The following is an 11678-nucleotide window of genomic DNA, read 5'->3' as shown; positions in this document are numbered from 1 at the left end:
CATTCCGTCTTCCCATAACGCAGAATGATTTAAAACGGAATGACTTTTGGCCGGATAAATTCGGCTTTTCCGTTAGACGATCGCGCGGGATACAGGTTTCGCTGACACGTCCGTGTAGTCGCCGTTCAACAAGTGCCCAAAAGGCAATATCTGACGAGTGAAAAGACGCAGGGAGATCAGGAACGCCACCTTCGGCGTTACGATGGTCGGAGTGGAGAGATTCGAACTCCCGACCCTCTGGTCCCAAACCAGATGCGCTACCAGACTGCGCTACACTCCGTGCCAACGGCGCCGGAGATACACGCTTCGCCCTTGGCCTGCAACATGTAATTTCGTTGACGTCCACACTGATAAAACCTGCATTCGTCCCGCGCATTGCCCTCGGCTGGCAGAAATGTCCCGAAATGGGACAAACGTGTGTGTTTATCATTCGAGTTTAGTAATCGCTAAATCCATTGCCGCTAGAGCCAAGGGTGCACAACCGCACCGCGCCAGCCTCCCAAGCCCGCCCGAGCATCATCCCATGAACACCCAACTCGATCTCACCACCGTTCTGCTGCTTCACAAATCGTCATTCCTCGTCGGCGCGTTCTGCTTTCTTTATGCCCGCTGGCAACCGCCGCGGGATGAAGGTCTCGGAATTCTCGCGAGCGGCTTCTTCTTCCTGGATCTTGCGTCGACGCTCGCCGGCTACGGCGAACAGCAGCTGCTGCCGGCCTATCTGTGGACGCTTTCGAGCTTCACGCTCGGGATCGGCGGTTATGCGCTGTTCTGGATCGGTGTGCGCCGCTTGAGCGCTGGCCGGCGACGCAAGGCGGACTGGCTGGCACTTTCGATACCGGCCGCGGGCGCAGCAATCGGTCTGGCCACGCATTTCCATGTGGTCAACTACGTCCGCGCCAGTGTCTTCAATGCCACCGCCTTTGCTTTTCTGGCGGCCGCCGCCCTTGCCGTCATCTCCGATCGCAACAGGGAGCCGCTGCCGGTACGCGCGCTGTTTGCGGCGGCCATGGCCATCGGCGCCAGCCTCTGCCTTGCCGTGGTGATCGGTCTTGTGAAGCCGGGCATCATACCGATCACCACCACCTACGCCTTCTTCCTCTCGATCATCTGCCACTTCGCGATCGCCCTTTTCGCGCTAGTCCTCGTCAAGGAGAGGGCCGAAGCCGAGCTCAGGTGTTCGGCCGACACCGATGCCTTGACCGGCGCGCGCAACCGACGCTGGTTTCTCACGCAACTGCCTGGATCAAACTGGCATGGCGACTGCCTCATCGTCATGGATCTGGACTTCTTCAAGCGCATCAACGATCGCTATGGCCACCAAGCCGGCGACCAGGCGCTGATCGCCTTTGCCGATCTGATGAGGAAGAACCTCAGAAAGGGCGATTGCTTCGCCCGCCTTGGCGGGGAAGAGTTCGGCCTCTACCTGCCGCAGACCAGCGAAGCGCAGGCGCTTGTCATCGCCGAGCGCCTGCGTCGCGCCGTCGAAGAACTCGTGGTGATCGGCAACGAGCAACGCATAGCGCTCAGTGTCAGCATGGGCCTCGCAGCCGGCGGCGACGAAGGTTCGTGGGAGGACCTGTTCAACAGGGCAGACGCGGCGCTCTACGAGGCCAAGCGCAGCGGTCGCAACCGCGTCACGTCATTTTCCGCAGCGACTGCACCTGCTTCATTGTCAATGGAGCTGAGTTTCGGCCGCGTCGGCTGAGGAGGAACGGCTACGCCGTCCAAAAAAGAAGCGGCCGTCCTAATGCAGAGGCCGCTCCAGATTGGAGGTGTAATGCCTCATACTACTCCTACTGAGCGAAATTGCCTGTGGCCAAATTTCACCTATTCCGAGCAAAAAGCCACCATGGCGCGTGGGCGTGAACACTCCGCACTTTGCGCGGCACACGTCGAGGTATAGAACAGGCTAGCAGCCACAATCGCGCTGTCTCGCCTGGAGTTTCGCTTTGCCTTTGTAAAATCCGGTCTCGCTAGTTTCACCCCGTACGCCCGATAGCGCCCGACGCTATCGGTGTGATATTTCACGCGTTCGTTGAGGTGACGGTTCGAGACCGGAATGGCATTGCCGATCTCAAGCCCGGTGCAACACCACCAGGCGGAACCATCACCTACAAACGCTGCCAGACCGCGTCCCCGGAACGGGTACTCAAACCGTCGTCTCGATGGACTTCCTATTGGAAGAACCAGACGACATGTCTCACACATTGACGGTCCTGTGGACCATTGAACCACAAGCCGCGCCGCGCCCCTGGCTCGCCTGCAGCCGCTGCCGCGGCGCGCGCCCATTCGAATGCAGCGGCAAGACGCGGCTGAACGCCAACGGCCGGCGGCTGGATGCCTGGCTGATCTATCGCTGCGCCGACTGTGACGACACCTGGAATCGCCCGATCTTCGAGCGGCAGTATGTCCGCGACATCGCGCCCGATACGCTCGACGCGCTTCAGAATAACGACCCGGGCTGGATTCGCCGGGTCTCGTTCGACGTCGAGGATCTTCGCCGAAGCACCGACAGGATCGAAGAATTCGCCGATTGCCATGTGACAAGGCGCGTCGTCGCTCCACCGCGGGACGTCTGTACCCATCTTGAGATCGTCCTTGAGGTGCCGTTGGCAGTCAGTATGCGGGCGGATCGCCTGCTGTCGGCGGAACTCGGCCTGTCGCGCAACAGGCTCGTCCGGCTTGAGGAAGCAGGACGGCTTACGCTGCTGTCCGGCTCACGCAAGGCGTTGCAACGGCCCATCCGCGACGGTCTGCGCGTGGCTCTCGATCTTTCGGACGAAGGCGATCGAGGCGAAATCGCCGATCGCGCGGGGGGAATATTGCAGCCTGCATGAACGAATCAAGGAAGCGCCAGTGACACGCCGGCGCTTCCTTCATCTAGGCCATATAGGTCAGAATTTTACACCGACGCCGATGGTGAACTGCTGCTGATCGAGATCGACGTTGACGCCGCCGATGTCCTTGTCGCCATAGTCGTTGTAGCGATACTCGGCGCGGCCGAAGACGTTGTCGGTGAACGAATAATCCACACCGGCGCCGATCGTCCAACCGTTGAAGGTCTCTTTCTCCTTCGACGCTCCGGGCACGTCGACGAAGCCGCGGGTGACCGCCCAGCCACCTGCCCCGTAAAGCAGCGCTTTGTCATTCAGCACATAGCCGACACGTCCGCGTATCGCGCCGGAGACATCGGTGCCGACTTCGGCGGAGGTTCCGCCAACATCGAAGCTCTTGTCATTCCAGTTGTAGTTGACGTCGCCCTCGATGCCGTAGACCCAATCACCCTGCTGATAGTTGAACCCGGCAAAGGCACCGAGCAAGCCGCCATTGAAATCTTCTGAACCGCTGCCGCCGGGCGCGCTGAAATCGCCATTCAGCCAGCCGCCCCCGCCCTGAAGACCGACATACCCGCCGGTCCATACGAAAACGGGCGGCGTTTCCACAACCGGCGCCGGCTCCAGCGCCGGCGTCAGGTCTGCCGCCATCATGTTTTGCGTGAACGCAGCGGCCGCCACGATCGCAACAAGCACACTCCGGACCATCACAGATGCCTCCTGTCGTCTTCGGCAGAACATTAGCAACTTATTAAGTTGAAGTCTGCCCAAAAGGCTTTGCAGTCATCATCGAAAGGATCGATTCGTCTCGGTACAGGTGATTTAGGCGCTGATCCCCAAACTACAAGGCCAACGGATACCAGCTGTCGATTTGTGAGCATCTCCCCCGGGGATCATCGCCCCGGGATTCGAGCGCCTTCAAGACGATCTCCGGCCCGAACATCGAGCCGCTTGACGGTACCGGCATTGAGCTCGAGAACGAAGGCGACCGGCTCGCCGGAATCAATGATCGCTTCGGAAAATGGGACGGCGTCCTGGCGGATCGTCCGCACGACGCCCTTGTTGTCGATGAACAGCATGTCGAGCGGAAGATAGGTGTTCTTCATCCACATCATCACGCGGCGTGTTTCGCCGAAATCGAACAACATGCCGTGATCGGGCGCCATCGACCGGCGGAACATCAGCCCCTGCTCGCGCTGGTCGGGATCGACCGCAAGTTCGACTGTCAGTTCGTGCACCTTCCTGTCGGCGGTCACAATCCGCATCTTGTCCTTCGTGAACTCCACCTCGGCCAACGCGGCAGCGGTAAAGACGAACAACAAAAAAAGCGCCACCAGGGCGCTTTTTCCGGAAAGATCTCGTGCCGCGAGCATCAGTGCGACCGGCTCGTCGGCGACGGGCCGTCCGGATGGATTTCGGCGGCCATCAGGCCCTTTTCGCCATCGCCGAAGCGCACAAGGACAACCTGTCCGGGACGAAGCTCCGTGAGGCCGAAGCGCCGCAGGGTCTCCATATGGACGAAGATGTCCTCGGTCCCCTCGCCGCGCGTCAGGAAGCCGAAGCCCTTGGTGCGGTTGAACCACTTGACCAGGACCCGTTCGAGGCCGCTGGTCGGCGTCACCTGCACATGGGTGCGCACCGGCGGAAGCTGAGACGGATGCACGGCGGTCGACTGATCCATCGACAGGATGCGGAACGCCTGGTAGCCGCGATCGCGCTTCTGGATGAGAGCCACGACGCGCGCGCCCTCGAGAACCGTCTGGTAACCGTCGCGCCTCAGACAGGTCACGTGGACCAGCACGTCCTGCATGCCGTTGTCAGGCACGATGAACCCGAAGCCCTTGGCGACGTCGAACCATTTGATCACGCCCGTGATTTCGATGAGGTCGAGAGCGTCACTGCCAAAGTCGTCACCATGCATGACGTCTTTTGAAGATGTCCTATCCGCCATTCTCTCCCAGCCCCTCGTTTACGCGCGACTACCGATACGGTTAACTGATTCTTATTGACCAGAATAACATCGTCCCGCCGCGGATACGCAAGACCCTCGGCATATTTTGGCCGAGATCTAATATGCGGACGCAGCCTTGCCTCTGGCTTGCTGGCGGCTCAGTATACGCCATCTTCTGCAAAACAGGGACATTGCAATGCGCTATCTGCACACGATGGTTCGCGTCAAGAATTTGGACGAGGCCTTGAACTTCTACTGCACGCTTTTCGGCCTGACCGAAATCCGCCGTTACGAGAACGAGAAGGGCCGCTTCACGCTCGTTTTCCTCGCCGCTCCAGGCGACATCGATCGCGCACGCGGAGAACTCTCGCCCTGCCTCGAACTCACCTACAACTGGGATACGGAAGATTACACCGGCGGGCGCAATTTCGGTCACCTCGCCTATGAGGTCGACGATATCTACGGCTTCTGCCAGCACCTGATGGACAATGGCGTGACCATCAACCGCCCGCCGCGCGATGGCCATATGGCCTTCGTACGTTCCCCAGATGGCATTTCGATCGAAATCCTGCAGAAGGGCGAGAACCGTCCGGCGCAGGAGCCCTGGGCTTCGATGGCCAATACCGGTGCATGGTAAGCCCCGCGCAATTCTGACTGGCGAGGATGCCCCTATGCGGCCGGTCATACCGGCTGGCATGGCCGAGTCGCCGATCAGCAGCAGCTATGAATGATCCAAGGCCCGGTCGATCCGGGCCTTTGCATGTGTGCAACATGCGGGCTCAAGGTTAGCGCCGGTTTACAAATCGCGTGTCGTTGAGTATTTTTTCGCGCGAAACGTTGATGCCGGGTCCTATCCGCGATGTCTCGTGGCGGCGACCCCCTTTGTACTTGGCCTGATCTTTTCCCGTGGCGTTCTTTCGGACCGCCGCGAGAAACATGAGTTTGTTTGTTCTGAGCGATGTTTCGGAACTGAGACTTAATGCATGACAAGGCGAATTCGCCGATCATGCACGGAGAGCGGGGATAGGACGTTGCAACATCCGGATACGAAGGGCGCAGTGCTCGCTGCCATTGCGCGGGCGGCAGCTTTATCCGTTTCACTCCTGGCCCTCAGCGGTTGCGTGTCGGCCGTTGCCGACAACGACGTCACCGCCGGGTTGGGCCTTGAGGGACAGACGGCGACCCAGGCGGCCGAATCGGCCGAGCAAGGCACGGTCCGGGATGCGCAGGTGGCCGCGCTCGGCAGCGATCCACAGGCGCAACAGACCGCAACGACGCAGGATTCCGGGCAAGCCCAGTCCCTGACGATGCAGAACACAGGCCTGCGTGCCGCTTCTTCCAGCATCTACGGACAGGCAGCGGCGACGCAGGGCATGCCGAATACCCAGCCGCAGGCCAATGGAACTGTGCCGCTGCCGGCGGGCCAGCCCGCCATGAACGCAACTACTAACAGTTTGTTCAGCGGCACCCAGCGACAGCCTCAGCCCATCATGACGCCGCAACAGGGTGCCGCGAACGAGGCCACCGCTCAGCCGGCAGACACGGCGGTCGCAGCCTACGCTCCCGCTCCGGCGGCGGACGCCCTTCCCGCGGCCGTCCCCGTACCGCTCAGCGCCGAAGCGGCCGCCGGCGGCGAAAAATCGGCTGCACCTCAGGCCGTGGCCAATGCAGAGGTTGCGCCAGCCGCGGCTGAAGTGGCGATCGCGGAACCGATGCAGGCGACCGCGGAGGCAAAGGAAAGCGACGGCGACAAGGAAGCGCCGAAAACCTGGACACTCGCAACGCTCTTTGCCGGGAAGCGCAAGGAGAAGCAGCAGGAAGCACTGCGCGCTGTGCAACCGGCGGAAAAAAAGACGATTACCACCAGCAACGCGAGCCAGCCGCAGACGGCCTCCCTCGCCTATACGCTCCCGGGCGTCAAACTGACTTCGCTCTATAATTTCGAGCACGAGGAACATCTCGGCGACGACGACGACGGCGCGCCGGTTCAGGTCGCATCTCTTTCGGGCCTGGCACGGCTGGCCCCGAGCGGACTGATCCTGCAGACCGAGAAGGTTGATGCCGGCTGCTTCAAGCCTGAACTCATGCAGATGCTGAAGAAGGTGGAAACGCATTACGGCAAGCAGGTCATGGTCACCTCCGGCCTCAGGCCGATCAAGGTCAACCGCGCCAAGCAGTCGCTGCATACCCGCTGCGAGGCTGCAGACATCCAAGTCCAGGGCGTCAGCAAGTGGGATCTTGCCGAATTCCTGCGCAGCGTTCCCGGCCGCGGCGGCGTCGGCACCTATTGCCATACGGAGTCGGTCCATATCGACATCGGCGCACAGCGGGATTGGAACTGGCGCTGCCGGCGCGGCAAGGGCTGAAGCCAACCGCTTGTTTCCATGGATTATTCCAAGGAATCTACCCTTCGGCTCGCGACTGTGGAATTTTTACAGAAATATGAAGATTGCCGCTTGCGGTTCTCAAATCCGCTGGCTATAAGGCGCCCACACAGCGAGTGCGCCCTTCGTCTATCGGTTAGGACACCAGATTTTCATTCTGGGAAGAGGGGTTCGACTCCCCTAGGGCGTGCCACTGTGTTGAGCTTCCTCCCCCACATAAATCACTGATTTTCCCGCCTGACACAGCGATCTTTCTCGTCGCCGACGTCTTCCAATCCGGTCGTTTATTCAGCGGAATTTTCTCGTTGTTTTTAACAGGAAAAGCACAAAAATCCTGAGATTGGCGCTTGCGGTATCCAGAGTCGCTGGCTATAAGGCGCCCACACAGCAAGTGCGCCCTTCGTCTATCGGTTAGGACACCAGATTTTCATTCTGGGAAGAGGGGTTCGACTCCCCTAGGGCGTGCCACTGTGATGATCTCCTCCCCATGAAAATCGATATTCTCCTCGTCTGAAACGGCGATTTCCTGCCTCGGACACCTCTCCGATTCCGGCCTTCAGGCGCCGAATTTTTCTCGCCGTTATTTAACAGGAAAAGCACAAAAAACCTGAGATTGACGCTTGCGGTATCCAGAGTCGCTGGCTATAAGGCGCCCACACAGCGAGTGCGCCCTTCGTCTATCGGTTAGGACACCAGATTTTCATTCTGGGAAGAGGGGTTCGACTCCCCTAGGGCGTGCCACTGTGTTGAATTTCTCCCCCACATTTCCAATATAGCTACGCAGTAAACTTGCGCTTGCGGCTCACTTTCGATCAATCTCGCGACCTTGTCGCCGGAGCGATGCAGTTGGATTTATGTCGTCGTTTGCGCTGAAAAAGCATAATATCCGCAGATGAATTTGCTCACGGCCGCAAGACCGCGTTGCAAGTTCATGAGTCAGAAGCATAGGCGCCCATCGTCTAGTGGTTAGGACGCCGCCCTCTCACGGCGGCAACACGGGTTCGAGTCCCGTTGGGCGTGCCAATCCCTGCTCGCAAGATCACCAGCCGGCACTCAAATCAGAGCGATTCCTGTTCGGCGAGGTTACAGGGCCCTCGCGGCATCCGTGACGCGTAGCTGCACGCGGCGCTGGCCTTGCCAAAGGTCCGCCGAGACCGAACCTGCCACATGAATAGACGTGCCGCGGCTCGCGAGCAGAAAATCGCCGAGTGGCGTCTCCGTTGCCCGGAACGCAATCCCGTCGAGCCGGCTGCCGTCCTGGCCCTCCAGCGTCACCTTGATGTGGTTGGCGCCCACCTGTCGGCTATCGCGCAGCCGATGCTGCGGGAAGGCAAAGACCGGTTGCGGGTGCGCCGAGCCATAGGGGCCGGCCTGTTCCAGGAGATCGATAAGCTCCAGCGTCGCGCCGGAGGCGGCGAGCGCGCCATCAACCTTGAGCGTCTGGATGGCGACGAGATCACGCACCGCCGCCTCCGCACGCTCCTCGAAGAATTGCCGGAGTTTGCCGAGCTTCGCACGCTCCACCGTGAGGCCGGCGGCCATCGCGTGACCGCCGCCTTTGACCAGCAGGGCCCCATCGACGGCCGCCCGGACCATCTTGCCCATGTCAAAGCCATTGATCGAACGGCCAGAGCCAGTGCCGCGCCCATTCGGATCGAAGGCGATGGCAAAGGTCGGCCGGCGGAATTTTTCCTTGATGCGGGCGGCGAGCAGCCCGACGATGCCGGGGTGCCAGTTTTCGCGCGCCGTAACGATTACCGAGGCGCCCTCGCCCGTGCCGTACTCCGCAAGAACCTCGGCCTCGGCCTCGGCCAGCATGGCGGCTTCCATGGCCTGGCGTTCGCGGTTGAGTTCATCAAGCTGTGCCGCGATCTTTTCCGCCGCTCCGGCATCGTCCATCGCCAGAAGGCGACTGCCGAGCGCAGCGTCGCCGATGCGGCCACCGGCATTGATTCTTGGCCCCACCAGAAACCCCAGGTGATAGGGCGTGACCGGACCGCCGATCGCCGCCTTCCTCAGCAGCGCCGCGAGCCCGACATTTCCCATGTGCCGCGCGGCAATCAGTCCCTTGACGACATAGGCCCGATTCAGCCCCTTGAGCGGCACGACATCGCAGACGGTCGCCAGTGCCACCAGATCGAGCTGGGCCAGCAGATCGAAGGATGCAACACGGCCATCGCCGGCATTGCGCAGAACGCGCAGCGTGTTGACGAGAACGAGATAGACGACGCCGGCGGCGCAGAGATGTCCTTGTCCGGAAAGATCGTCCTCCCGGTTGGGATTGACGAGCGCATGACAGGCAGGCAGCGCTGAGCCAACCTGGTGGTGGTCGATGACGACCACATCGATGCCGCGTTTCGCCGCCACCGCGAGCGCTTCATGGCTCGTCGAGCCGCAGTCGACGGTCACGATAAGTTCGGCGCCGTTGTCGATCAGTTGTTCGATGGCCGCAGGATTCGGCCCGTAGCCCTCGAATATCCGATCGGGAATATAGATCTCCGCATCGATGCCGAAATGACGGAGGAAGCGCGCCATCAGTGCGGACGAGGCGGCACCGTCGACGTCGTAATCGCCGAAGGCCACGACCTTTTCACGCCGCTTGATGGCCACTGCCAGGCGATCGGCGGCCTTGCGGCAATCAGTGAGCGTATCGGGATCCGGCATCAGCGACCGCAGCGTCGGATCGAGGAAGCTCGCCGCGTCGTCAAGCACGACACCGCGGCCGGCAAGCACGCGACCGAGCAGATCGGAATAGCCGTGGACCTGGCTGATGGCGAGCGCCCGGTTCTGGCCGGCCTGATCAAGCCGCGACACCCAGCGCTGACCGCTGATCGACTGCTCGACGCCGAGAAAGGCCCGCTGTACCGGATCCACCAATTCTTCCATGCTCGTCCACCCGCCTGCGCTTAACGTTTCTTAGCGCATAACCCCGCAAATCGTGACCGTTTTTGGAACGGCATACACAGAGATCCACGTTCCGCGGTCCCTTTTCGGCACCGACCGCCTGAAATACCCAAATAGGAAAGCCTCGCCGGCATGCTTGCACGGCGAGGCTTCCATTCTATCGGTGGCAATCCAGCGCTACGCACCGTCGTGCCTTGCGGCCTGAGGGCTATGCGGTCCTCAGTTCGCCTTCGGGCGTTCGATGCGGATGACCTGCGGTTCGCCGACGAGATAGCCCTCGCCCTTGATCGCCTTGATGGCATCGCGAACGGAATGCTCCGAGGTCGCATGCGTGACCAGGATGATCGTCTGCGGCTCGCCGCCTTCCATGAGTTGCTTGGAATGCTGCATGATCGATTCCAGCGAGATGCCGTTGTCCGCCATGCGGGTGGCGATGCTGGCGAAAACGCCGGTGCGGTCGACGACCTTCAGGCGGATGAAATAGCCGCCCTCGTGGCTCTGGATCTGTGCGCGCTTGTAGGGAAGCAGCGCATTGGTCGGACGGCCGAAGGCCGGAACGTGCTGGGCGCCGGGACGGCTCTTCGCAATGTCGGCGATATCGCCGAGAACCGCCGAGGCGGTTGCATTGCCGCCGGCACCGGGGCCGACCATCAGCAATTCGCCGAGAATGTCGGATTCGATCGCGACCGCATTGGTCACGCCGTCGACCTGCGCGATGACGGAATCATAGGGCACCATCGTCGGGTGGACGCGCTGCTCGATGCCGCTGTCGGTGCGCTGTGCGACGCCCAGAAGCTTGATCCGGTAACCGAGATCGGCTGCCGCATGGATGTCGTCGATCGAGATGTTGGTGATGCCTTCGAGGTAGATGTCGTCGGCCGCAATCGCTGTTCCGAAGGAAAGGCTCGTGAGGATCGACAGCTTGTGCGCCGTGTCGTTGCCCTCGATGTCGAAGGCGGGATCGGCTTCGGCATAGCCGAGGCGCTGCGCTTCCTTGAGGCAGGCTTCGAAGGAAAGCTCTTCCTTCTCCATCTTTGTCAGAATGTAGTTGCAGGTACCGTTCATGATCCCGTAAACGCGCGAGATCGTGTTGCCGGTCATGGACTCGCGCAGAGCCTTGATGACCGGGATACCGCCGGCAACCGCCGCTTCGTAATTGAGCAGCGCGCCCTTCTCCTCGGCGATCTTGGCGAGCTCGATGCCATGGGCAGCAAGCAGCGCCTTGTTGGCGGTCACGACATGAATGCCGCGCTCAAGCGCCGCCTTGACGGCCGAATAGGCCGGATCGCCCGAGCCGCCCATCAGCTCGACGAAGACGTCGATATCGGCGTCCCGCGCCAGCGAAACGGCATCTTCGAACCAGGTGGCCTTCGAAAGATCGACGCCGCGATCCCTGTTGCGGTCGCGCGCGGTTACGGCCGTGGTCTCGATTGCCCGCCCGCACGTTGTCGCAAGCATCTCGTGACGATCCTGGAGGATTCGCACGAGCGAGGCACCGACGGTACCCAAGCCCGCAATGCCGATTTTGAGGGCATCTGCCATAGCCATTTCCTAACATGTAGAGGGCGAGCCGCGAGAACTGCGGTGCCGGTGTGGAAGGAG

General features: G+C 61.1%; 9 protein-coding genes and 5 tRNA genes. 8 read left to right on the top strand and 6 right to left on the bottom strand.

Annotation, left to right across the window (positions count from 1 at the left end; translation table 11 throughout):
• Positions 1-203 precede the first annotated feature (203 nt).
• Positions 204-280: transfer RNA gene (locus ACTJKE_RS14935), tRNA-Pro, on the bottom strand.
• A gap of 243 nt (positions 281-523) precedes the next feature.
• Between ACTJKE_RS14935 and ACTJKE_RS14930 the strand changes: the two genes are divergently transcribed.
• Positions 524-1708: a diguanylate cyclase gene (locus ACTJKE_RS14930; protein WP_440636856.1), complete on the top strand. Its 1185-nt coding sequence runs from the start codon at positions 524-526 to the stop codon at positions 1706-1708.
• A gap of 472 nt (positions 1709-2180) precedes the next feature.
• Positions 2181-2840, top strand: a complete 660-nt coding sequence (locus tag ACTJKE_RS14925; RefSeq protein ID WP_440691927.1) for a DUF1062 domain-containing protein — start codon at positions 2181-2183, stop codon at positions 2838-2840.
• Positions 2841-2897: 57 nt separating this feature from the next.
• Here ACTJKE_RS14925 and ACTJKE_RS14920 read toward each other — a convergent pair whose 3' ends face one another.
• The 3 genes from ACTJKE_RS14920 to ACTJKE_RS14910 form a co-directional block, all read right to left on the bottom strand.
• Positions 2898-3545, bottom strand: coding sequence for an outer membrane protein (locus tag ACTJKE_RS14920; protein WP_058328146.1), 648 nt, complete (start codon positions 3543-3545; stop codon positions 2898-2900).
• 185 nt (positions 3546-3730) lie between these two features.
• Positions 3731-4210 (bottom strand): DUF192 domain-containing protein, encoded by a 480-nt coding sequence (locus tag ACTJKE_RS14915; protein WP_058328145.1) that lies wholly within the window; start codon positions 4208-4210, stop codon positions 3731-3733.
• The gene (locus ACTJKE_RS14910) at positions 4210-4788 is read right to left on the bottom strand and encodes a cold-shock protein (RefSeq protein WP_043623636.1); all 579 of its coding nucleotides are present in this window, start codon (positions 4786-4788) and stop codon (positions 4210-4212) included. Before ACTJKE_RS14910 ends, ACTJKE_RS14915 begins: the two co-directional genes overlap by 1 nt.
• Positions 4789-4984: 196 nt before the next feature.
• On the opposite strand from ACTJKE_RS14910, the gene ACTJKE_RS14905 reads away from it, so the two are divergent.
• From ACTJKE_RS14905 to ACTJKE_RS14880, 6 genes are all read left to right on the top strand, one after another.
• Positions 4985-5425, top strand: a complete 441-nt coding sequence (locus tag ACTJKE_RS14905; protein WP_057255868.1) for a VOC family protein — start codon at positions 4985-4987, stop codon at positions 5423-5425.
• A gap of 394 nt (positions 5426-5819) precedes the next feature.
• A complete protein-coding gene (locus ACTJKE_RS14900) occupies positions 5820-7154 on the top strand; it encodes a YcbK family protein (protein ID WP_058328144.1) in 1335 nt (444 codons plus the stop codon).
• 136 nt (positions 7155-7290) lie between these two features.
• Positions 7291-7365, top strand: a tRNA-Glu gene (locus ACTJKE_RS14895).
• A 200-nt stretch (positions 7366-7565) separates the two neighbouring features.
• A tRNA-Glu gene (locus ACTJKE_RS14890) sits at positions 7566-7640 on the top strand.
• A 198-nt stretch (positions 7641-7838) separates the two neighbouring features.
• A tRNA-Glu gene (locus ACTJKE_RS14885) sits at positions 7839-7913 on the top strand.
• A gap of 207 nt (positions 7914-8120) precedes the next feature.
• Positions 8121-8195: transfer RNA gene (locus tag ACTJKE_RS14880), tRNA-Glu, on the top strand.
• Positions 8196-8255: 60 nt separating this feature from the next.
• Here the strand turns inward: ACTJKE_RS14880 and recJ are convergent.
• Positions 8256-10058, bottom strand: coding sequence for a single-stranded-DNA-specific exonuclease RecJ (gene recJ / locus ACTJKE_RS14875; RefSeq protein WP_093232439.1), 1803 nt, complete (start codon positions 10056-10058; stop codon positions 8256-8258).
• 237 nt (positions 10059-10295) lie between these two features.
• Positions 10296-11618 carry a homoserine dehydrogenase gene (locus tag ACTJKE_RS14870; RefSeq protein ID WP_440691926.1) on the bottom strand — a complete coding sequence of 441 codons (1323 nt, stop codon included), beginning with the start codon at positions 11616-11618 and terminating at the stop codon, positions 10296-10298.
• Positions 11619-11678 lie beyond the last annotated feature (60 nt).

The sequence above is a fragment of the Ensifer sp. 22521 genome, assembly GCF_052044795.1.
Taxonomy (GTDB): domain Bacteria; phylum Pseudomonadota; class Alphaproteobacteria; order Rhizobiales; family Rhizobiaceae; genus Ensifer.
This window is presented reverse-complemented; position numbering and strand designations above follow the sequence as displayed.

Bases quoted from the DNA above. Each gene is read 5' to 3' on its own strand.
- ACTJKE_RS14870 (WP_440691926.1), bottom strand. From the start codon at position 11,618: ATGGCAGATGCCCTCAAAATCGGCATTGCGGGCTTGGGTACCGTCGGT.
- ACTJKE_RS14915 (WP_058328145.1), bottom strand. From the start codon at position 4,210: ATGCTCGCGGCACGAGATCTTTCCGGAAAAAGCGCCCTGGTGGCGCTT.
- ACTJKE_RS14905 (WP_057255868.1), top strand. From the start codon at position 4,985: ATGCGCTATCTGCACACGATGGTTCGCGTCAAGAATTTGGACGAGGCC.
- recJ (WP_093232439.1), bottom strand. From the start codon at position 10,058: ATGGAAGAATTGGTGGATCCGGTACAGCGGGCCTTTCTCGGCGTCGAG.
- ACTJKE_RS14910 (WP_043623636.1), bottom strand. From the start codon at position 4,788: ATGGCGGATAGGACATCTTCAAAAGACGTCATGCATGGTGACGACTTT.
- ACTJKE_RS14920 (WP_058328146.1), bottom strand. From the start codon at position 3,545: ATGGTCCGGAGTGTGCTTGTTGCGATCGTGGCGGCCGCTGCGTTCACG.
- ACTJKE_RS14930 (WP_440636856.1), top strand. From the start codon at position 524: ATGAACACCCAACTCGATCTCACCACCGTTCTGCTGCTTCACAAATCG.